24 protein-coding genes are annotated in these 22922 nt (G+C 39.4%); 4 read left to right on the top strand and 20 right to left on the bottom strand.

All coding sequences use genetic code 11. From position 1 onward, the window contains the following. Positions 1 to 43 precede the first annotated feature (43 nt). From ACH30E_RS09465 to ACH30E_RS09375, 19 genes are all read right to left on the bottom strand, one after another. The gene (locus ACH30E_RS09465; protein WP_294996208.1) at positions 44 to 1477 is read right to left on the bottom strand and encodes a complex I subunit 4 family protein; all 1434 of its coding nucleotides are present in this window, start codon (positions 1475 to 1477) and stop codon (positions 44 to 46) included. 25 nt (positions 1478 to 1502) lie between these two features. Continuing rightward, positions 1503 to 3422 carry an NADH-quinone oxidoreductase subunit L gene (nuoL, locus tag ACH30E_RS09460; RefSeq protein ID WP_490824612.1) on the bottom strand — a complete coding sequence of 640 codons (1920 nt, stop codon included), beginning with the start codon at positions 3420 to 3422 and terminating at the stop codon, positions 1503 to 1505. A 76-nt stretch (positions 3423 to 3498) separates the two neighbouring features. Next, a complete protein-coding gene (gene nuoK / locus ACH30E_RS09455; RefSeq protein WP_490824611.1) occupies positions 3499 to 3855 on the bottom strand; it encodes an NADH-quinone oxidoreductase subunit NuoK in 357 nt (118 codons plus the stop codon). A gap of 66 nt (positions 3856 to 3921) precedes the next feature. Next, positions 3922 to 4425, bottom strand: a complete 504-nt coding sequence (locus ACH30E_RS09450) for an NADH-quinone oxidoreductase subunit J family protein (protein WP_294996202.1) — start codon at positions 4423 to 4425, stop codon at positions 3922 to 3924. A 59-nt stretch (positions 4426 to 4484) separates the two neighbouring features. Beyond that, complete coding sequence (gene nuoI, locus ACH30E_RS09445) at positions 4485 to 5015, bottom strand: NADH-quinone oxidoreductase subunit NuoI (RefSeq protein ID WP_294996199.1); 531 nt, start codon at positions 5013 to 5015, stop codon at positions 4485 to 4487. A gap of 139 nt (positions 5016 to 5154) precedes the next feature. Next, a complete protein-coding gene (gene nuoH, locus ACH30E_RS09440; RefSeq protein WP_294996196.1) occupies positions 5155 to 6207 on the bottom strand; it encodes an NADH-quinone oxidoreductase subunit NuoH in 1053 nt (350 codons plus the stop codon). Between the two features lie 12 nt (positions 6208 to 6219). Then, positions 6220 to 7338: an NADH-quinone oxidoreductase subunit G gene (locus ACH30E_RS09435; protein ID WP_294996193.1), complete on the bottom strand. Its 1119-nt coding sequence runs from the start codon at positions 7336 to 7338 to the stop codon at positions 6220 to 6222. A 55-nt stretch (positions 7339 to 7393) separates the two neighbouring features. Next, entirely contained in the window at positions 7394 to 7780 is a 387-nt protein-coding gene (locus ACH30E_RS09430; RefSeq protein WP_490824610.1) for a four helix bundle protein, read from the bottom strand. A gap of 35 nt (positions 7781 to 7815) precedes the next feature. Further along, entirely contained in the window at positions 7816 to 9171 is a 1356-nt protein-coding gene (gene nuoF / locus ACH30E_RS09425) for an NADH-quinone oxidoreductase subunit NuoF (protein ID WP_490824609.1), read from the bottom strand. Positions 9172 to 9212: 41 nt separating this feature from the next. Beyond that, complete coding sequence (locus tag ACH30E_RS09420) at positions 9213 to 9644, bottom strand: nuclear transport factor 2 family protein (protein ID WP_490824608.1); 432 nt, start codon at positions 9642 to 9644, stop codon at positions 9213 to 9215. Beyond that, positions 9644 to 10123 carry a copper resistance protein NlpE gene (locus ACH30E_RS09415; protein WP_490824607.1) on the bottom strand — a complete coding sequence of 160 codons (480 nt, stop codon included), beginning with the start codon at positions 10121 to 10123 and terminating at the stop codon, positions 9644 to 9646. The genes ACH30E_RS09420 and ACH30E_RS09415 overlap by 1 nt, the downstream gene beginning before the upstream one ends. A gap of 5 nt (positions 10124 to 10128) precedes the next feature. Continuing rightward, a complete protein-coding gene (locus tag ACH30E_RS09410) occupies positions 10129 to 10629 on the bottom strand; it encodes an NADH-quinone oxidoreductase subunit NuoE family protein (RefSeq protein WP_294996178.1) in 501 nt (166 codons plus the stop codon). Between the two features lie 97 nt (positions 10630 to 10726). Continuing rightward, positions 10727 to 11959 carry an NADH-quinone oxidoreductase subunit D gene (locus tag ACH30E_RS09405; protein WP_294996175.1) on the bottom strand — a complete coding sequence of 411 codons (1233 nt, stop codon included), beginning with the start codon at positions 11957 to 11959 and terminating at the stop codon, positions 10727 to 10729. A 105-nt stretch (positions 11960 to 12064) separates the two neighbouring features. Beyond that, on the bottom strand, positions 12065 to 12571 hold the full coding sequence (locus tag ACH30E_RS09400; protein WP_490824606.1) for an NADH-quinone oxidoreductase subunit C: 507 nt from the start codon (positions 12569 to 12571) through the stop codon (positions 12065 to 12067). A gap of 48 nt (positions 12572 to 12619) precedes the next feature. Next, positions 12620 to 13210 (bottom strand): NADH-quinone oxidoreductase subunit B, encoded by a 591-nt coding sequence (locus tag ACH30E_RS09395; RefSeq protein WP_294996169.1) that lies wholly within the window; start codon positions 13208 to 13210, stop codon positions 12620 to 12622. An 87-nt stretch (positions 13211 to 13297) separates the two neighbouring features. After that, positions 13298 to 13699, bottom strand: a complete 402-nt coding sequence (locus ACH30E_RS09390; protein WP_294996166.1) for an NADH-quinone oxidoreductase subunit A — start codon at positions 13697 to 13699, stop codon at positions 13298 to 13300. Positions 13700 to 13802: 103 nt separating this feature from the next. Next, the gene (locus ACH30E_RS09385) at positions 13803 to 15551 is read right to left on the bottom strand and encodes a tetratricopeptide repeat protein (RefSeq protein ID WP_490824605.1); all 1749 of its coding nucleotides are present in this window, start codon (positions 15549 to 15551) and stop codon (positions 13803 to 13805) included. Positions 15552 to 15574: 23 nt separating this feature from the next. After that, the gene (locus tag ACH30E_RS09380; protein ID WP_490824604.1) at positions 15575 to 16501 is read right to left on the bottom strand and encodes a PstS family phosphate ABC transporter substrate-binding protein; all 927 of its coding nucleotides are present in this window, start codon (positions 16499 to 16501) and stop codon (positions 15575 to 15577) included. Position 16502: 1 nt separating this feature from the next. Then, positions 16503 to 16736: a hypothetical protein gene (locus tag ACH30E_RS09375; RefSeq protein ID WP_490824603.1), complete on the bottom strand. Its 234-nt coding sequence runs from the start codon at positions 16734 to 16736 to the stop codon at positions 16503 to 16505. 551 nt (positions 16737 to 17287) lie between these two features. Here ACH30E_RS09375 and ACH30E_RS09370 point away from each other — a divergent pair. The 3 genes from ACH30E_RS09370 (at position 17288) to ACH30E_RS09360 (ending at position 19815) form a co-directional block, all read left to right on the top strand. Further along, positions 17288 to 17752 (top strand): low molecular weight protein-tyrosine-phosphatase, encoded by a 465-nt coding sequence (locus tag ACH30E_RS09370; protein ID WP_294996153.1) that lies wholly within the window; start codon positions 17288 to 17290, stop codon positions 17750 to 17752. Between the two features lie 8 nt (positions 17753 to 17760). Beyond that, entirely contained in the window at positions 17761 to 19134 is a 1374-nt protein-coding gene (hisS, locus tag ACH30E_RS09365) for a histidine--tRNA ligase (protein WP_490824601.1), read from the top strand. A gap of 105 nt (positions 19135 to 19239) precedes the next feature. Then, the gene (locus ACH30E_RS09360) at positions 19240 to 19815 is read left to right on the top strand and encodes a hypothetical protein (RefSeq protein WP_490824600.1); all 576 of its coding nucleotides are present in this window, start codon (positions 19240 to 19242) and stop codon (positions 19813 to 19815) included. A 156-nt stretch (positions 19816 to 19971) separates the two neighbouring features. Here the strand turns inward: ACH30E_RS09360 and ACH30E_RS09355 are convergent, their stop codons facing one another. Next, the gene (locus tag ACH30E_RS09355) at positions 19972 to 20364 is read right to left on the bottom strand and encodes a hypothetical protein (RefSeq protein ID WP_490824599.1); all 393 of its coding nucleotides are present in this window, start codon (positions 20362 to 20364) and stop codon (positions 19972 to 19974) included. 456 nt (positions 20365 to 20820) lie between these two features. Between ACH30E_RS09355 and ACH30E_RS09350 the strand changes: the two genes are divergently transcribed. Further along, positions 20821 to 22677, top strand: a complete 1857-nt coding sequence (locus tag ACH30E_RS09350) for a sensor histidine kinase (RefSeq protein WP_490824598.1) — start codon at positions 20821 to 20823, stop codon at positions 22675 to 22677. The last annotated feature ends 245 nt before the right edge of the window (positions 22678 to 22922 follow it).

Below are 22922 nucleotides of genomic sequence, written 5' to 3'. Positions count from 1 at the left end.
AAAGATGTTGTCATCTTTACTTGTTAATAATCAAATATCTATTCTATTTACCCGCCATAGTAGCTCCCACAGTATCTTTTGTGAGGTCTATCATAGGTTGAGGGTATACACCTAAAGCAATAATTACAATAACCAACACTACCAATGCCAGTTTAATATTGCCACTGATATCCGTTGCATTTACCGTGGCATCAGTTGTATTTCCATAAAACACTTTCTGAACCATGTTCAAAGTATATACTGCTGCAAGGATAATACTGATACCTGCGATTGCTGTGATCCAGATATTGTAACTGAATAATCCATTAAACATCATGAATTCACCAATGAATGCATTGGTAAGTGGCAGTGCAATATTTGCAAATGCCATTACTACCAGCAGAATGGCAAGTACCGGAGCTTTTTGAGCTAATCCACCTAGTTCACTAAACTTACGTGTAGCTAGTTGTTGTTCAATGGCATCGGCTACAATCCATAGTCCAATTACATTAATACCATGGTTAAACATTTGAATCATCACTCCTTCCAATCCCACCCTGCTATTGGTAAACAAAGTGGCGCACATTAATCCGATATGTGCAATAGAGGAATAAGCAATCAATCTTTTTATATCGTCCTGCCTGATCGCAATAAATGAGGCATATAACATTCCTGTAACAGACAGAATGATGATGATTTGGGCAAATTTATCGGCTGCTGCAGGGAAAAAAGGCAAGAGCCATTTGATGACAGCAAAGATTCCCATTTTAACCATTACACCGCTTAATACCATAGTTGTTGCGGTTGGCGATTGCTCATAAGCATCGGGCTGCCATGTATGGAAAGGGAAAATGGGCATCTTAATAGCGAATGCCACAAAAAACAACCAGAAAATCAATGATTGCTGTGCTGGTGCTAATTGTACTGTGTAAAACGATTGCCATGCAAATGAATGATCGGCTGTTTGGAAATACATGTAGAGTATTCCTGCCAGCATCATTAATGAGCCAATAAAAGTATAGATGAAGAATTTGAAGGTTGCTGCAATTCTTTTTTCTCCACCCCAGATCGAACAAAGAAAATAAACAGGTATTAAAGCCAGCTCCCAGAAGAAATAAAACAGCAATGCATCATTCGCAAGAAATACACCCATCAGACCGGCCTGGGTTAATAACATCAGCGCATAAAATGATCCGGCTTTTTGGTAAGTATTTTTATGGGTAGCCAGAAAAATAATCGGGAAGGAAATAGCCGTTAATAATACCAGCATTTTACTCATTCCATCCATAGTTAGGGTAAACCTGCTTCCTAATGAAGGCAGCCATGCAGTGTCAAATGACTGTTGCGTTGATGGATAAAAATAAATACCGGCAATTGCCACGATTAATGTCAATGCCGCCGATAACAGCGCCCACCCTTTTGCCGCATTAGATTCTTTAATAAAGAATCCTGCCACACCTGTAAGCAAGGGAAGTAATATCAAAAAAACTGGAATCATAAATATGCTTTATCGCGCTTAGCGGTTAAAATATTTTTTTGAAAAAGTTTAAGATGGTCAGATCATTGAACCATATCAATACAAACAACACCATAATCATCACCATAATCAGGAGATAATTCGCTACCTGTCCACTTTGCAATAACCTCAGTTGTCTGGACCCATATCCGACCAGTTTACCAATACCATTTACAAAACCATCAATACCTGCTTTCTCTACAATATTTTTCAGGAATACAGACAGCAAGTGTAATGGCTTTATAATAACTGCATCATATAATTCATCTACATACCACTTATTCTCCAGTAATTTTCCGATACCACTGCTTTCGGTTGATGTTCCGGGTTTCTTGAATTTAGCAACCGCGAAGAAAATTATTCCAGCGATCAGTGCAGTAGAAACACCCATCATAATATATTCCTGCGTATGTGTTAAATGATGTTCATGAGCATGCTTCGTGGACTCAGCAAATATGGGGGCCAGAAAATGTTCCAGAGAATGAGCATCAGACGCAAATACTTCTGGTATTCCTACAAATCCACCTAATACAGATAAAACAGCCAGGACGATTAATGGGATTGTCATCGCTGATGGACTTTCATGCAAATGATGTTCTTGTTCATGGGTACCACGGAAAGATCCGAGGAAGGTCAAAGTATATAAACGGAACATATAGAAAGCAGTCATTAAAGCACCTGCCATTCCAATATAATAATAGAGTGGGTTGGCGTTATAGGCAGCCATGAGGATTTCATCTTTGGAGAAGAATCCTGAAAATGGAGGTATGCCGGCAATTGCTAAACAGGCTAAAAAGAAAGTGATATGCGTAATGGGCATATATTTTTTTAATCCACCCATTTTGCGAATATCCTGTTCATGGTGCATTGCATGAATAACAGAACCTGCTCCAAGGAATAATAATGCTTTGAAAAAAGCATGTGTCATAACATGGAACACCGCACCAGTATAGGCGCCTACTCCCAAGCCAAGAAACATATAACCTAACTGACTAACTGTTGAGTATGCCAGTACTTTTTTAATATCATTTTGTTTGAGCGCAATGGTTGCTGCAAAAATTGCTGTCGCTAATCCCACAATTGCAACGACAGTTTGTGATACAGGTGCGAGTGTATAAAGAATATTGCTTCTGGCAATCATATAGATACCGGCTGTAACCATGGTAGCAGCATGGATGAGCGCTGAAACCGGAGTAGGGCCAGCCATTGCATCAGGCAACCATGTATATAGAGGCAATTGGGCACTTTTACCCATAGCACCAACAAATAATAATAAAGTGATTGCAGTTATATCAAAGGTTGATAGCTTATCGATACTGGAGAATACATCGCCGTAAGAAACGGTGCCCAGTTTAAAAATCAACCAGAAAACGGCAAGCAGGAAACCCAGATCGCCAATACGGTTCATCACGAAAGCTTTCTTTGCCGCGTAGTTGTATTGATCATTTTTGAACCAGAATCCGATTAACAAATAAGAACACAAGCCTACCCCTTCCCAACCGATAAACATGATTACATAGTTAGCACCCAATACGAGCAGTAACATTGAAAATACGAACAGGTTCAGGTAGGCAAAATACCTTCCGAAATGCTGTTCTTGTTCTTCGTGCATATAAGCGGCAGAGTACAAATGAATCAGGAATCCAATGCCGGTAATTATCAGGAGGAATAAGGAAGATAGTTGATCAACCTGGAAAGCAAAAGGAATTTGAAAAGCGGAAGTTTTGATAAAAGAGAACAGGTTGACAATTGTAGCACCATGTTCTTTTACATCAAAAAATACCAATAAGCTAACCACAAAGGATGCCAGCATTACACCACAACCAACGATGCTGATCATTGATTTTGACATTGCTTTTCTTCCTAGTCCATTAATCAGGAATCCGATTAATGGGAAAAGTGGAACCAGATAAACAAGTTTACTCATAGCCTTCTTTCCGCCTGAGGCGGAGTCTTTTTATCCCATTACTGGGATTGGATCAACAATGCTTCCTTTTCAGGAATTAGTTTTTCAATCGATTCAAAAAATTAATATCTACTGAATGTACATTTCTGTACATCATTACAATAATTGCAAGTCCTACACTTACTTCTGCAGCCGCCACTACCATAATAAAGAACACAAATAATTGCCCGTCTATACCCACCGTAGTAGCTGGGTCACTGGTTAATGCAATACCATGGTGCATTTTTGAGAATGCCACCAGCAAAAGGTTTACCGCGTTTAGCATCAATTCTACACACATAAAAACAATGATCGCATTGCGACGTGTTAACACTCCAATGATACCAATGCTGAACAGTGCTAGGCTTAAATAGATATAATATTGTATCGGCATATTCTTTAGTTTATAGTCCATGGTTTATTGTCCATGGTTGCTAATATATTTTCCATGGACTATGGACCATGTACTATTGTCTTAATCTTACTCTTTTTTCCCAATCACCACTGCACCTACCATTGCACTCAGGAACAATACGCTGCTGATTTCGAAGGGAACCACAAAGTCGCTAAACAATGCTTTACCCAGGTTTTTTATTAAACCAATATCTCCTGTACCCATCAGCGCTGCTTTATCCTGAAAATCGGTTGCCTGACGCACCAATGAGATCAATACCATCAGGAAACATCCTCCGGATACTGCACCGGCCAGTTTCATCCAAACATGCTTATTCCTTTCCGTTTCTTTATTCAGGTTCATTAACATAATCACAAATAGGAACAATACCATAATGGCTCCGGCATAAACAATCAGGTTTACGATGGCCAGGAATTGTGCATTCAATAAAATATAGTGACCTGAAATGGCAAAAAACACCGCAATCAGCCAAAGAACGCTATGCACCGGGTTCTTACTTACCAGTACCATAATAGCACTGAATACAGCCAGGGCAGAAAGGAAAAAGAATAATATTTCAGTTATACTCATTGGTGTTTTAATTAGCTTTCATCATAAGCAACAGAACAGGCTGTTACAGGTTATCCATTTTATAATCCTTTTGCTTTTGCATATTCTTCCGGATTGGTTTTAGGATTAGGGATCAACAATTCCTCTTTCCCGTATATAAAACCTTTCCTGGTATAATTAGCTGGAGCAAATGTTTCACTTAAGTAAATCGCATCTTTGGGACAGGCTTCCTCACATAGTCCGCAAAAAATACAACGAAGCATATTGATTTCATACTTTGCTGCATATTTTTCTTCCCGGTAAAGATTCGTTTCTTCCGGAAGTCTTTCAGCCGCTTCCATGGTAATAGCTTCTGCCGGACATGCAACTGCGCAAAGTCCACAAGCAGTACAACGTTCACGGCCCTCTTCATCACGATTCAACACATGTAATCCACGGAAAACCGGACTAAATGGTCTTTTCTCTTCCGGGTAGCGGATGGTTGGCTGCTTTTTGAAAATATGGCTGAATGTAATCGCCATTCCTTTCATAATCGCAGGGAGATACAGTCGCTCCATGAAACTCATGGGTTTCCGACTTACTTCCTCTGCCCTGTTTGTTAATGCCTGCATATCTTTTATCCCTTGGGATGTTTAACTTTTCGCAAAAATATTTTTAACCACCATTTTTACCAACAATAAATCGCGCTTGTGAAAGGCAATAGTCAGCTTGAACTTCCTCCAATTGACTATTGACAATTGACCATTCACATCACCCTCCTGCTCTCCACAAAATCACAGCCCCAGTAATCAGCATATTGGCAAGGGCTAACGGTATCATCGTTTTCCAACCCAGGTTCATTAGTTGATCGTAACGGAAACGTGGGATTGTCCAACGAATCCACATAAATATGAATATAAAAATGACAATCTTAGTTAACAGTGCACCTACACCCAATACCGCTGCAAGGTTTGGTGCGAGGGTTGATTCATCCAGGAATGGAATATCATATCCTCCGAAATAAAGGCATGCCATTACTGCGCTACTCATAATCATGTTCACATATTCTGCAAAAAGGTAAAAGCCCAGTTTCATGGATGAATATTCCTGGTGATAGCCAAAGTTCAATTCATTTTCTGCTTCCGGTAAATCGAATGGTGTACGGTTACATTCAGCCAGCGCACAAACAAAGAAAATGAGGAAGCCAAGTGGCTGGTAAACAATATTCCAGAAATTACCATCAGCCATTTGTTCGCCAACAATGGTTTTCAAACTTAAAGAGCCCGACAGCATCAGCACAGCAATTAAAGACAATCCCATTGCTAGTTCGTAACTAATTGCCTGAGAAGCTCCCCTTAATGCTGCCATAAGGGAAAACTTATTATTAGAGGCCCAACCTCCGATCATAATACCATACACACCCATACTCACCACACCAAACACATAAAGGATACCGATATTAATATCTGCGATCTGCAATTCAATTTTACGGTCGAACAACTCCAGGTGACTGCTCCATGGAATAACGGCGCATGTCATCAATGCTGCGGTCATGGCCAAACCCGGACCAAGAATAAACAATACTTTATTAGAAGTATTCGGAATAATCTCTTCCTTCATCATCAGTTTCAAGCCATCAGCAAATGGTTGTAACAAACCAAAAGGACCCGCACGGTTGGGTCCCGGGCGATCCTGCAATACAGCAGCTACTTTTCTTTCTGCGAAAGTGGTATATAGTGCAATACCTAAGCTACCGAATACAATTACTGCAATCAGTGCGAGTTTTTCTATTAATAAGGCCCAGTCAAAAGCAAGTAGTGTCATTATAAAATGCGATTAGTCTTTGTTCTTATTAAATACTTGATTATGTGCAGGACCATCAATCAGGCTTAACTGCACATCGGGTTTATTTACTTCACTAACGGAATGAATATCCATTAATAACTGTGGCTGTCTGCCGTCATTAACAGCTTCAAAGGTTTCCGTTGGTATGTGTGTACCCACTTTACCGGCATAATGTCCTTGCGAAATAACAGAATGACGGTTAATGAGTCTTGGTCCTTCAATAACCCAGTCGCTGGTTTTCTTTTTCTCGAAGCGACAGGTATTACAGATCCAGCCAGGTTTTCCATCAGCAGCATCTTCCACTTCGCCCCACTCATCTTTACGTGCAGTTACCCGAAACACTTCATCTCCTCTGTTCCATAAAGTTACCTTACCAGAACAGGTCGGACAATCGCGGTGAGCATCAACAGGTTTTAAAAACCATACACGATTTTTGAAACGGAAAGTTTTATCAGTTAAAGCTCCTACCGGACAAACATCAATAACATTACCTATAAAATCATTATCAAGGCTCTTTTCAATAAAAGTGGCAATTTCTGCATGATCGCCACGGTCGAGCACCCCATGTTCACGTTTATTCGTTAATTGATCTGCAGTAAATACACAACGGTAACAAAGTATGCAACGCGTCATGTGTAACTGAATATATGGCCCGAGGTCGTGTTTCTTAAATGTTCTGCGTTGAAACTCATATCGCGTACCTTCTTTACCATGTTCGTAACTTAGGTCTTGAAGGTGGCATTCACCAGCCTGATCACAAATTGGACAATCGAGTGGATGATTCAATAATAAGAATTCTACCACACCTGCTCTTGCGTCAATTACTTTTTCACTGGTAATATTTTTTACTTCCATACCATCCATTACGGTAGTACGGCAGGAAGCTACCAATTTAGGCATTGGTCTAGGGTCTTTTTCAGAACCTTTGCTCACTTCAACCAAACAGGTACGACACTTACCACCACTTCCTTCCAGCTTGCTGTAATAGCACATGGCAGGAGGCGTAACATCACCACCAATTTTGCGTGCTGCATTCAGAATAGTAGTTCCTGCAGGCACTTCAATGGTGATGTTGTCGATCGTTACTTTAAACAATTGTTGTTCAGGCATAACAGTTAATTCAAAATTAAAAAGTCAAAAGTCAAAAAACTGTTTTCGACTATGACTATTTAGCATTTAGTATTATTGAAGCGATGATTTTTGATATTTCATCCGCTTCTTTGATCAGTTCATTTACTTTTGGCTTAGAAACATTCATTGTATCTCTTATCAGACATAAACAATACTTCGTTTCATTCGCCGATTTTAATGCTATATCAAAATACTTTTTCCAGTCTTTCTTAGAACTTCCAGCTTTCCCCTCTACTACATTTGCCCCTATGGATGTTCCACTTCTTATCAATTGATCAAATAAAGAACTATAAACCCTATCATATTTATGATCTCCTACAAATATGATCAGCTCTTTCGAAAAGTAAAAACACCGATGCCTGATGTTATACGGCTTCTCTCCTTCATTCACTTCAAAATCATCAAACTCACTTATCAACACCCTCTTCTTTTGAATTTTTATTTTTGACTTTTTACTTAGACTACCGGCACATGTATCGGATCAGCATAATGCGCTAACCCAAAGTTTCTTTTCTGCGCTTCTTCCGGATGCTTTACATGCCATTCAAACTCATCCCTGAAATGACGGATCGCTGCGGCTACGGGCCATGCTGCGGCATCGCCTAAGGGACAAATCGTATTTCCTTCAATTTTTCTTTGAATATCCCATAACAGATCAATATCACTCATCTTACCATTTCCATATTCAATATTCTTCAGAATTTTTTCCATCCATCCAGTTCCTTCACGACATGGTGAACACTGTCCGCAGCTTTCATGACGATAGAAACGTGCAAGTGAAAGTGTATGACGAACTACGCACTGATCTTCATCCATTACAATAAATCCGCCAGAGCCCATCATCGATCCGGTTGCAAAGCCGCCATTTGCAAGACTTTCATAGTTCATGTAGCGTGTTTCACCTATGGCTGTTTTCAGTAAGAGGTTAGCCGGAAGAATTGGCACTGATGAACCGCCTGGGATACAGGCTTTTAATTTTTTCCCATTGGGTATACCACCACAATATTCGTCGCTGTAGATAAATTCTTCTACAGAAATAGTCATGTCGATTTCGTATACCCCAGGCTTATTAATGTTACCACAAGCACTGATTAACTTAGTTCCGGTTGAACGGCCAACACCAATTTTTGCATACTCATCGCCACCCATATTTATAATGGGAACTACTGCCGCAAGTGTTTCTACATTATTAACTACGGTTGGTCTCTCCCATAACCCTTTAATCGCAGGGAATGGAGGTTTAATACGTGGGTTACCGCGTTTTCCTTCTAATGACTCAATCAATGCAGTTTCTTCACCGCAGATATAAGCCCCTGCTCCTCGTTGTACATGAATATTACAATCGAATCCTGTACCTAAAATATTTTTGCCAAGGAACCCGTTGTTTTTGGCTTCAGTGATGGCTTGTTCCAAAATATCAACAATCCATGCATATTCGCCTCTGATATAGATATAAGTATCGTTACTACCAAGCGCAAAAGAAGAAACAATCAATCCCTCAATGAGTAAGTGAGGAATGAATTCCATCAGGTAGCGATCTTTAAAGGTACCTGGCTCACTTTCATCGGCATTACAAACCAGGTGGCGGGGAACACCTTCTGGTTTAGCGATGAAACTCCATTTCATACCTGCAGGAAAACCAGCGCCACCACGACCACGCAGTCCACTTTTTTTCACTTCTTCCACAATCGTTTCAGGGTTCATTTCCTTCAATGCTTTCTCTACACTACGGTACCCACCCTCACGACGGTAAACATCGAAATACCTGATGCCTTCTACGTCTGCTTTTTCTAATAATAATTTTTTACTCATATATCCGGCGCCTAAAAGCGTTTTGAATTTGTATGATTCAACTAGGGTAACTTAACAGCCTGTCTGGCTACCAGTATCCATTGTTTATTTTTCTTGATCCATGTTTGCAATACATTCAGATGCAATACACCTTCCTTACCAGCAGCATCAAATGATCTTGCTTTTAATACATGTCTTACAATGGCCGTTTTACCATCTATCCTGATTGAGACATCACTCATGCCAAAATCTTTGTAGGTGGTTGGACTTACCATTGCATTATGGATCATCTCGGGTTTGTTCTCAATTTTTCCGCTTGAATGTCCATAAGTAACCATCTCATCTATTAATCCAGCCAGTACCGCACTATCCCTGTTGATGAAAATGGCGCCATTTAATGCCTTTATTTGATTCAAAACCTTCCCCTCAGCTTTGCCTTGGGCAAATACTGATAAAGAAAATAAAGTGAATAATATGATTAACCCTTTTTTCATTACTGCTTTTTCAGTTCATATTTATCTGCTAAAGGCCCACTGATTTTTTTGCCATTCATATCCAATTGCAACAGTTTCCCTTCCGCTACAAAATACCGGTTGGGTCCTTCTTTAATACTACCCAGACTAATCACAAATTCACTAACCCAGGTCCATTTACCACTGGCGGTAAACAGGTTGTCTTTTTTGCCGAGGTATTTCATTTCCCTGCTATAGGTACTATCTGCTTTTAATTCGACCACCGTTTCTATCCCTTCACAATCTGCACAGGGCAAAACACCCTTATATTTTCCCATTACATCCAGTGAATTTTTCGCTGTTGCTCCAATTGGATTGCCAGCGCTATCCACTTTATCTATCGACATATCTTCCATCACAGTATCTGTTGATGTTATCGTCGTTGTACCCGAGGTAGAGATATTCTCACAAGCGGTTACAAACACCAGGCAGATAAAGAATGGATATATTATTTTTTTCATCCTCTTTAATTTAGACTTACTGCAGTTTTTCTGCATTCATCTATTATTGCATCAACTTTTTCTTTTGTCAGGTGTTCCCGATAAGTTTTTCCCATTTGCATCATTGGGGCATAGCCACATGCACCCAAACACTCCACAGTTTTTAAAGTGAATAGTCCATCAGACGTTGTTTCACCGGGTTTAATGCCCAATTTCTCCCCTATATAGGCGATAATATCATCGCTGCCATTAAGCATACAAGGACCAGTCTGGCAAACTTCGAACATGTGTTTTCCTACGGGTTTTAGGTTATACATGCTATAGAAGGTTGCTACTTCATATACTTCTATCGGTGTTATTTGCAATAAATCAGCTACATAGTCCATTGTTTCGGCACTCAACCAACCACCAAAACTATCCTGTGCCAGATGCAGTACCGGCAACAGTGCACTCTTCTGTTTTCCCTCCGGATAACGCGCTACCAGTCTTTTAAACTCGGTCATCTGTTCTTCTGAAAATCTTATCATACTATTCAATTTGAAAATTGAATAATTTGAAAATTTGAAAATGAAAATGGAGTACCACTAGTTAAGCCATTTCCAAATTTCCAAATTTTCAAATTAATTATGCGTCCAGCTCTCCTGCAATCAGGTTTAAGCTACTCATTGTAACAATTGCATCACTCAGCATTCCTCCCTGAATTAATTCAGGATATGCCTGGTAATAAATAAAGCAAGGTCTTCTGAAATGCAGGCGGAAAGGTGTTCGGCCACCATCACTGATCAGGTAAAAACCTAATTCACCATTACCTCCTTCAACGGCATGGTACACTTCACCTTTTGGCATATCAACTTCGCCCATAATGATTTTAAAGTGCCAGATCAAGGCTTCCATCTTTGTGTATACATCTTCTTTTTTAGGAAGATAATATTCTGGCACATTTGCATGGTATACTTCTGCTTCAGCACCTTTGAACTCCTGTATTTTCTGGTAAGCCTGTTCGATGATACTTAAGCTCTGCCACATTTCCGCATTACGCACCAGGAAGCGATCATAATTATCGCCGGTAGTACCAACGGGTACAGTAAAATTAAAATCCTGGTAGCTGCTGTATGGACTATGTACGCGTACATCATAGTCTACACCGGCGGCCCTGAGGTTTGGTCCGGTAAAACCATAGTTCAGTGCTCTTTCGGCGCTGATTCCACCAGTACCTTGAGTACGATCCATGAAAATACGGTTACGGGTAAAGAGGTTTTCAAACTCTTTCAGCACTTTAGGATATTCTGCTAGGAATTTCTCGAGTTTCGTAAACGCTGTATTTGTGAAATTCCTTTCAAAACCGCCAATACGCCCAATATTAGTAGTAAGACGGGACCCACATACTTCTTCATATATTTCATAAATTAATTCACGGTATTGCATTACATACAGGAAGCCTGTATAAGCACCAGTATCTACACCAACGATTGAATTACAAATCAGGTGATCTGAAATCCTCGCAAGTTCCATGATGATGACACGCAGGTAATCAACACGTTTAGGCGTAGAAACACCCAGGAGTTTTTCACAGGTAAGGTGCCATCCCATGTTATTGATAGGACTGCTGCAATAATTCAACCTGTCTGTGATGGGGGTGATCTGGTAGAGCGGTCTGCGTTCTGCTAATTTTTCAAATGCACGGTGGATATACCCAACTGTTTGTTCGGTAGACACCACTCTTTCTCCATCTAGTTCCATAATATTTTGAAACACACCATGTGTTGCAGGGTGAGTAGGCCCTACGTTTAAGGTGGTGGTTTCTTTTTCAATGGAACCTTCCGGTAATTTGATATTATGTTGTTGTTGCGCTAACATGTTTACTATGTTGATCAGCTTTGCTGCATTTATTATTGTGAATGGTCAATGGTGAATGGTCAATGGTGAGCGATGAAAAGCATTCACCATTCACTATTCACCAAATTATCCTCTTCCAAACATTTCATCATCCTTATCAATCCTTGTCTGATCTTCTAATGGATATTCCTTTCTAAGTGGGAAATAATCCATTTCATCCACATTCAAGATTCGTTTCAGGTTTGGATGTCCAACAAAGTTTACTCCATAGAAATCATAGGTTTCACGCTCCATCCAGTTGGCGCTGGAAAAAAGTTTTGAAGCAGTGAAAACATCCGGATTTGCTACAGATGTAAAGACTTTGAACCGAATACGAATATTCTCAGCAAGGTTATGTAAATGATAAACTACTGCTAATTCTCTGCCTGCGTCATCGGGATAGTTAACGGCACATAGATCTGTCAGGAAGCGAAATTGAAGTGATGCTTCATCGTACAAAAACTGTAAAATTTTAAGGTTATGCTCCTTAGGTGCTTCAAAACTGAGCATACCATAGGTTTCCTCAAAGTTGTAAACCAGTTCGCCGAATTTTTCTTTCAGCGCATTTTGTATGAATTCGTTGGTTAAAGCCATTGATTTTTTGTTTTGTCCATGGTTAGTCTACCATGGTCTATGTACAATCTACTGAATGCCGTAGCTATTCAGGAGCGCTTTATAATGTTCACTGTTTCTTCTTCTGATACTTTCCTGTCCTACAAGATCCTGTATTTTCATAAAGCCATCTAAAATTGCTTCTGGTCTTGGAGGGCATCCAGGTACGTACACATCAACTGGTATTACCTGATCAATACCCTGTAACACACTGTAAGTATCAAAAATGCCGCCACTTGAAGCGCAGGCACCTACGGCAATTACCCATCTGGGTTCTGCCATTTGCAGGTAAACCTGACGCAAAACAGGGCCCATTTTTTTTGCAATAGTACCCATTACCATCAGCAGGTCGCATTGACGGGGGGAGAAACCTACCCTTTCAGAACCAAATCTTGATAAATCGTAATGCGAACCCATAGTGGCCATGAATTCAATTCCGCAGCAGGATGTCGCAAAAGGCAGTGGCCAGATGGAATTTTTACGGGCTAAACCTACTACACTGCTTAATTGGGTGGTAAAAAACCCTTCACCAGAAAAACCCTCCGGAGCCTTCACTGTTGAAATTGCATCAGCGGTATTGGCTGGGATGGGGTTAATATTAAATCGTACCGGACGTGCCATAATCTTTCTATTAACAATAAATGGCTCAATAATGTTCCATCTACTTTTTCTATTTACAAAAAAGCTGTGAAGATTATTCACAGCATATTAATCTTCCCACTTAAGGGCACCTTTTTTGATAATATAAATGAAGCCAACCAGGAAAAAGGAAACAAACATCAATACAGCCCAAAAACCTGCCCAACCCAGTTCCCTGAAATTAACTGCATATGGATAAAAGAAAATTACTTCCACATCGAATAACACAAACAAAATGGCTACCAGGAAATATTTAATGGCCATAGGCTGGCGAGCATCTCCGTGGCTTTCAATACCACTTGCAAAGGTTTCCAGCTTATCGGAGGTCTTTCTTTTTGGTCCAAGCCACTGAGATACAGCAATCATGGTAGCTACAAAACCGGCGGCAAAAATCAGTTGGATTCCAATCGGAAGGTACCCATACGCATTACTTGTAGCAGAAGCATCTAACAAAAAAGTCGGCCAGTTCATGTTAAAACATTAATGTCCCGCAAAAATAAGCCTGTGAAGCATATAAAAAGAAAAACTCCCCCAATAATGGGAGAGTTTTACCGAATTATTTAATCATTTAGCGTTAATCCCCGCTTCCGGATGAATTTGATGTGTTTCCGGAGGTGGTTTTTCCGCTATTCCCTTGCTTTTCCTTGGCTTTTAAACCTTCTACTATTGCGGCTTTGGCATTTAAAGCAAACTTATTTTCTTCACCTTCAGTAGGATAAAGTGTCAGCATTTGCTCGGTAATAGCTAAACCTTTCTCCAGTTCCTTGGCTTTATCCACATAATACTTGAGTCTGTAGTAAAGGTTAACGAAGATGGTTTTCTTGTTTTTTTCCTTGTCTTTCATGTAAAAAGAATCCAGATAATCCAACACTGGGATGGCTGCTCCGGTTAAAGTATCAGGATCTGAAGCAAAAGCAGCTCTTCTCAGGAATGAATAAGGCTGTGGCTTATCAGGAAATGCCGCAAGGTATTTCTTACCTAACTCAATGGTTAAAGCGTAATCTTTTCCGGTAAATGCGGTATTGGTAAACTGATAGTATTCATATTCGCCCATTACTCCGCCTTTCAGGTCTACCTGTTTTTGCAACCAATTTAACTGTTCGCGGAATTTACCTGCTTTACCATAAATTTCTGCAGCTTTGCCCATATAGGCAATTTTGCTGTTTTTCAGGGTATCAATAGTCATTGCTTTCTCTATATAAGCAACAGCTTTTTCTTCACTTCCAGGGAAACGGGCATAAATTTTTGTTGCCAATTCACATTGCGAGGTAGTTATTGTTGCGGGATCAGCAGTTGCAAAGAATTTTTCAATAGCCTCTTTTGCTTTTACTGAATCATTGGTTCGATCGTAGTTATATGCATAAACGATGTTTAGCTTAGGAAATTTATCTATGCCACCTACTTCAGCTTCAATTTGTCTGGCTTTTTCAAGGCTTTCATTGTATTTACCAGCGCGGAAAAGATAGTCTGCCACAAACATATCAGTGTTAGGGTCTTTATCTGCGTTAGCTACATATTTATCGAGGTATTCTTTTGCACGAGGTACATCTTTATCTGCATAGTAATCATACAGTACATAATATACCGGAGGAAAGGTAGGATCCGCGGCAATCGCGTTACCATAAAACTGCTCGAACAGTTCTTTATTATTCTGGCTCTGGTAGATACGACCGATCCTGTACATAGCTTTCGCATTTTTAGGATCACGTGTAATTGCTTCCTGGTATGCTTTTACAGCTTCACCACCATTTTCGCCACCTAGTTTCAGGTAGCTGATACCCATATTAATGAAAATATCTGGGTTAGTTAAATCAGTAGCGGCTGCCAATTTCAGTTTTTCGATACCGTAACTTGGGTCTCCCAGTTTACTGCCTCCATCGGCATTTGCACGTCCGATAGCATTCAGGATACCGGGGTCGGCTTTACCTTTATTACGCCCCCTGGTTGCAGTGGTGGCTGTAATAGCCTGCTCAAATTTTTGTTTAGCAGAATTGATATCACCTCCTTCAAGGATTTCGAGGTGACCCATACCTACCAGCAACCATGCATCGCTGCCGATTTCCTGTAAACCTTTCTGGTAAACATCTTTGGCCGCAGTAATCATGTCTTTGGTTAATCCGCCTGCTTCGGCAGCAATCAATGACTGACCGTACCAATAGATCGTCTGGGGATCTTTTGTGTTGGCCTCATAAGCCTTTTTCAAAGTTTCACGGGCGCTTTTATACTTCTCGTAGTTGAGGAATTTAATTCCCTCAGCTACCTGCGCCATCAAACACTGTACAGCAAGCAAGGCTGTTACGATCAAAGAAACGGTCTTCTTCATTTGTCGGTTTTTATAGTTGTGTGTTAATCTGCATCTTTAATACTTCCGGATCTTTTCCCAAATCCCATTTTTGCCGGAACCAGGAATGCTCTCCGGAAAATTAACTGTCCCCTTTCCAGGCTCATGAAATTCATAAATCCTGTTCCGAGTCCAGCAGCGTTTTCCTTTAATATATAATACAATGGACGTGCCAAAGGGTACTGTCCACGTGAAATGGTTGCCTGTGAGGGCATTGCGAATATATCTTTTTCTTCACATTTAACACATTCCACTAATCCCATTCTAATCTTTTTAAGGTAGTCGAGTTGTACAGGATCGTAACTATCTGCGATCCAGCTAATACCTACAAACCCTACTACATCTTTTCTGGAAGCTACAACATCCAGTACATCCCGGCTATCTTTTGCCGCCACCACATTGGCGCCAAAATTGCCATTTCTTAATACACTGTCTTTTAAATAGCGAACCGTACTGGTTGCTTTATTACCATCCATTACAGCGGTAATTTTATCCTTACCGCTCAGGATATTGCGAAGTTTGCTCAGGGTGAAGACACTATCAGGTGATTGCCTATTTACAATAATGGCTACTGCATCATAAGCCAGTATACCGTATTGCGGATTAAAAGACAACTGATTCTCAAAGAACGATGCTTCCTCTTTCGATAATCCCCTCGCTACAATAATCATACGGGTACTGTCCTTCTGCAAATCCCTGAAACAATCTGATTCCGGTTTATAGGAAACGATGATATTGGTTTCAGGAAAAGAAGATTTATGTACCCTTAGCTGCTCTTCAATAACCGGTTTAAAACTCTCATCCACACTGATCCTGATTGTCCCCTTATTTGGTGTGTCTAACTCAGTCTTTACTTTATCAGGACTGTTACAAGACCATACCATGGTAAACAAACAAAACCATCCTATTGTATAAACAATTCCTTTTTGCATGTTAATAATCCCGCTTAATCCCCCTGTACAACCTGTAACCTCCATACAATACTGATATAGACCCCATCAGGTACCTGTACATCGGATCTATCATTGTTAACTGTTCAATTTTTAACTGCTCAGCCAACAATAATATAAAAGCCATCCCCATGATGAAAACTGCCATAGAGAGATCATAAATCATCCTCATCACTCGGTAACTCTTTCGCTGTTTCTCTCTAAAATCCAGTTCCATATTGACCATTTTTTGTACCCGGGGTGGGCAATTTAGTTAATAATTTTATTTACCAGAAGAATCAAGTGTTCATTTTACAATAAAATATTTCCTTCTTACTCTTTAGATGCACTCATTTTAGCTTTCCATAATAACCTTTGTTAAAGATGCTGCCAGTTGTTAGTTATTATTATGATTTTTTTTGAAATATATAAGTCGAAGGATCCGAAATAGGAGACAATACTGTCCGGGGAAATTTGGCTGCAAGCCACAAGCCGCAAGCTGCAAGCCTTGATTGGTGGTCATTTTAGACTTTCTGCTATTGATGAAATAAAAAGGTGGGTAAGCGAATTAACTATTTAAAATCAGCTTGTTAAATAAATATTTAATTGCTCTAAAAGCTCTATCTGTTATTAATCTTCATGATTTTCAGGATTTATCATGATATATCTGCTTGCTATCCTACGCTAAACTTGCAGCCTGCAGCTTGTAGCTTGCAGCCATTTCCCCCTGACAGCAATGAATCTGAGACAGGAACAGCATTCTAGCGGTTGACCATTATCTTTGCAGCCATGAAAGTATTGATGGTCTGCCTGGGTAATATTTGCAGAAGTCCACTGGCAGAAGGCATTTTACAAGCCAAGGCCCAGTCTGCTGGTTTATCCTGGATGGTTGATAGCGCTGGTACGGGTAATTACCATATCGGGGAACCGCCACATCAGCTTTCACAAAAAGTAGCCAGCATAAACGGTATCGACATCAGCAGGCAACGCTGCAGGCAGTTTAAAGCTGCAGACATGGACAATTTCGACCTGATTTATGTGATGGATCAGGATAATTATAAGGATGTTAAACGTATCAGCGGAAATTTTTGGAATCCTCAAAAGATCAAACTGATATTGAATGAAATAAATGAAAATGACGAATCTGTGCCAGATCCATGGTATGGTAATGAAGATGGATACCACCATGTTTTCGGCTTATTATCCGAAGCCTGCGACAGAATAATTGCAAAATATAGCCAGCTCAATAAATAGCTAAAAAGATGAACAAACCCGGATTACCCCAAGGAACCAGAGATTTCAGTGCGGCAGTTGTACGCAAACGCAATTATATTTTCCAAACCATCCGGTCGGTTTTTGAATTATATGGATTTCAACCACTGGAAACCCCGGCCATGGAAAACCTCGATACCCTTATGGGAAAATATGGCGAAGAAGGAGATAAACTTATTTTCAAAATCCTGAACAATGGTCTTGATAACCCAGCTAAACACGAACAGGCCAGGCATGATTTTGATAAGATACTTGAAGGAAAAAACAATAAGGGCATAACGGAACGGGCATTAAGATATGACCTTACCATTCCTTTCGCCCGTTATGTTGCCATGAATCATGGTCAATTAACCATGCCTTTTAAACGTTATCAGCTTCAGCCTGTTTGGCGTGCCGACCGCCCACAAAAAGGCCGCTACCGCGAATTTTACCAATGCGATGCTGATGTGGTAGGTAGCAATAGTCTGTTGAATGAAATTGAACTAACGCATATCTATGCAACTGTTTTTGAACAGTTGGGTATACCGGTTGAAATTCGTATCAATAGCCGTAAAATTCTTGCTGCACTTGCGGAAATTTGTGGTGGATCAGATAAAATGGTGGATATCACCGTTGCAATTGACAAGCTTGATAAAATAGGTATTGAAAAAGTAAAAGAAGAATTATTTCAACGCGGTTTAACAAACGATCAGGTTAATATTGTTGAGCAATATTTAAAGATTGATGGTTCGAACGAAGCAAAAATCAGTCAACTCGAACTACTCATCGGCAATAATGAAACAGGGAAAAAAGGATTATCAGAAATTGTGCACATCCTTTCAAATTGCAGCTTAAACGGCAGCAGCAAACTCATCACTGATTTTACCTTAGCCAGAGGACTCAACTATTACACCGGAATAATTTTCGAAGTAAAAGCCTTGAATGTTCAGATGGGAAGTATTGGTGGTGGTGGTCGTTATGATGACCTTACCGGATTATTTGGTGTTCCTAATGTACCGGGTGTCGGCATAAGCTTTGGTGTTGATCGCATATACGATGTAATGGAAGAATTACAACTTTTTCCAAACACCGTGCAAATAGGCACCAAAGTACTGTTCTTCAATTTAGGCGAAGCTGAATCTAAAATAGCATTTCAATTACTACAACAACTCAGATCTAAGCAGATTGCTGCCGAATTATTTCATGAACAGGCCAAATTCGACAAACAATTCAAATACGCAGAAAAGAAAAATATTCCCTACGCTGTTATCATTGGCTCTAAAGAAATGGAACAAGGCACCTGCGTTGTTAAAGACCTGATAAAAGGAACCCAGGAGGAAATCGAGCAATCTGCATTGGCAGTGTTCGTGGGAGATAGACCATAGTCCATAGTCCATGGTCAATGGTTAATTAACTATTTCTTTAAAGACTAATTAAGTCTTTATCCCATTTACAATAAACCATGATCTATCTGCTATGGACCATGGACTATGGACCATGGACTTGGACTATCAGCCATTCTGGCACAATATTGGCATATCATACCGCAAAACAACAATATGATACAGCCAAAATGGATTATAGCTGCTGCAACGCTGCTCATCATGAGTTGTGGAAGGAAAACAGTTCCCGCTAAAACCGATAATGTTATTACTACAACACCCACGGTAAAAGCACCAGCAAAAAAAGAGACAACTCCAGCATCTGTACCTGAAAAAAAAGATAAAGTTGTTAAAGAGAAGGAGTTACCAAAAACTGAAGTAAAAGAAGCTTTGGTACCAATGGTGGTGATTGATGGTATGGGGAATATCATTACCCCAAAAGAAAAATTACCTGAAGAGATTGCTGCAAAGGCAGACTACAGAACACTTACCCGTGCATTTACACCCAATCAACGAACCAACCTTATTTACAGGTATAAAATAGTTCCTCCCCGTATTTTATTTGTTCCAGAAAATTATATTAAAACGACTGCCAGGGGTAAATATGTTATCTACAGAAAAAAATTCTGGTACTGGCAACAAGAAGATGGCTTGTTTTACCTGGATGAAACTTATTACAAGTAAACACCTGTTTAAATTTTATGCACAGGGGTAAGGGGTTAGGTATTAGGTATTAGTCGGCAGCTTTAGATATTGGCAGTGTGCCAAAATCAAGTGAAAAGCAGAATCTGCTATGGACCATGGACTATGGTCTATGGTCCATGGTCCATAGCAGGTACTTTATTTCCCCGATAAAAACATTTGTCGCTTCAAAAGCATAGCTGTAGCATGATTGAGTGCAATGCCCTCTGATTTTGAACCTTCCAGCACATAACCACCGGCATTAATATTTACACCAATAACTTTTTTATTGGCATCTCTCTTAAACTGAGCAGTGCCATCATATGCAGTAATAGAAAATAAGTCTTCTCCTGTTTTTACTAAGGTAGAATTGCCCACACTTGAGCCCATGATAAGTCCTTCCCCTTCCATACTTACAACTACTTCTGTAACAATACTTCCATCAGGAAATTTATATTTTCCTACAAAATCGTTCAGGGTACTGTCTTTAGACTGTGCTTGAACAAAAACTGCGCTGCCAATTAGTAGACAAAGCATCAACATTTTTTTCATGAGTATCAGGTTTTAGTTTTTTGCGTAACGGTTTTTCAAAGCAAAAGTTACAACATTTACCAGAAAACGTAGTGTAAATTTTTCTATATAAATAAAGCTATTCTTCCAGCAGTACCACCTGCAACCTATATTCTCCTCTCATCGGCGCCTAAACATTCAAAAACCAATTTAGTAAACAACAAATAGCAACCAAAAAATTAATCCATTTTTCATTTAAGTGACTCAATTTACCCTTTCATTTAAAAGATTAATGCAGGTATTTCACCCCTTAATATTTCTCCAAAGAGAGAAGAATATCCAATTTCTTAATAATAAATAATTGATGACTTTTTTTAAACAGTTGAATGCTTTCAATTAATAACTGCAAAAGCAAGTAATAGCCTCAACTCGCATCTTCAATTTTAAGGAATTATAGTTATAAAATAACTTATATTACTTTCTGATAGAAAAGATTTTATGAAATCAGCCATGCGCATAATTGGTTTAGTTATTTCCCTTTTTATATCTGCCATTTGTACTGCCCAGGAAGACTGTAATTGCAAACCGGCAGACACGCTCAGGCAAAAAATTGGGAAATATTATAATTCAGGTAAATTAGACTCAGCCATCCTGGTATTGAATGAGCTTAAAGCATCCACCAATAATGCTTGTCAAATTGTTTATTTAGACGGCATAGGTCAGATTGCTGTTGCAAAAAAACAGTTATCACTTGCAAGGAGTTATTTTCTCAAAGAAGAAATAATTCAAAAAGAACTAAACTGTAAAAAGTTACTGATCCGTTTTTACAACACAATGGCCCGTTATTACCAGGAAGCAGGCTATAGGGATAGTGTTTCATTCATTACCTTAAAAGCTATTGTTCTGGCAGAGGAAGAAAAAGACTGGTATGCAGCAGCAAGGGCAAGTATCAATCTGGCATCCATTTTTCAGCAAGAGCAACAACTCAATAAATACCTACATTATAGCCGAAAAGCATTATCATTTGCCCGGCTTTCTAAAGATACGGTAATACTTGCCGCAGTACTTACAAGGGTTGCGGAAAGTTATTACGAATCATATCAACATACTAAATCGCAAGCATCTTTAGACAGCTCATTCCTACTTGCTACAGAATGCATAAGAATTTCACAAAATAAACCTGAGAACTTACTGGAGCTTGCAGATGCTTATAGCAAAATCAGCCAATACTTTTTTGTCACAAAAAAATACCAAACTGCCATCCGTTATGCCGATAGCGCCATTCAGGCTTGTCCAAAAGGCGTTTATGATTTTTACAGGCTTTTGTTGAATGGTTATAGCGTAAAGAGTGAAATCTATTTTACGCAGAATAATTATACTACTGCCAGAATAATGGGCGATTCAGCCTATCACTATGCCCTTCTTTTTAATAAACAACTGGCCATTCAACCGCTTAACATCATTTTTAAAAGTTCAAAAAAACTCAATGATTTCAAAAGGGCATCAACTGCATTGGAAGAAATGACTTTTTTGAGAGACAGCATTTATTCCATTGAAAAGACTGCGACCATCAATGAACTGGAAAAGAAATACAACCAGGCGAAAAATGAAAAGACGATCCAGGAACTTTCTCTTCAAAAGAAAATCTATCTGCTTCTTGCTATTATCGCTTTACTGGCGATTGGGGTAATTGGATTCTTTCTCCGTCAGCAATCTTTAAAGCATAAACAAAAAGTACTGGAAACAGAACAGCGATTAAACAGGGCACGCATGAATCCTCATTTCTTTTTTAATGCTTTGACCTCAATTCAATCTTTACTCATTGAAAAAAAAGATCAGTCCATCATTGCTTCAAACCTGGTAAAATTTTCCCGTTTAATGCGCAACACACTTGAAAGCACCTACAACGACTATATTACCATTGAAGAAGAAATTACTTTCTTAAAACAATATATCGATTTACAACTCATGCGGTTTCCCGAAAAATTCACTTACTCCTTTAATATCGATGAGGCCATTGACCTAAATGAGTGGCAGATTCCTTCCATGATTATGCAGCCATTTATAGAGAACAGCATTGAACATGGATTTAACAGCATAGATTATAAAGGACATATTAATGTAGATTTATTATTGCAGGATCAACAAATTCATATCTGTATTGCCGACAACGGTAGAGGTATCATCAAAAATGATCACTCAAAAACAAACCATATTTCAAGGGCCAGTCAAATTTTAAAAGATCGTTTTTATTTGTTGAACCTGAAATTTAATGCCGAGGCTAACTTTAACATAAAAGAACAAGCAGGTACGGGCACTATAGTGGACATTACTATTCCAGCAATTCGGGTTTAGTCTCGAGCGTTCGTTTTGCCTGAGCTGTAAGATTCAAACATTGATTGGCAGTTATTTTAGGCATGCTTATATTAATAGAACACGGATCTTCATGATCTATCATAATAAATCTGAAAATCCTGAAAACATGTGTTCCAACCTAACCATAACTTGCAACTCGCGGCTATAATTCCCTGGATAATAATTACTGCAAGCTGTTTGTTGCTGATTATGGCGAAATGTTCTTTGGATAGTTTTAGACTAAA

It is taken from the genome of Sediminibacterium sp. FW305-C-61, from assembly GCF_058231065.1.
This window is presented reverse-complemented; position numbering and strand designations above follow the sequence as displayed.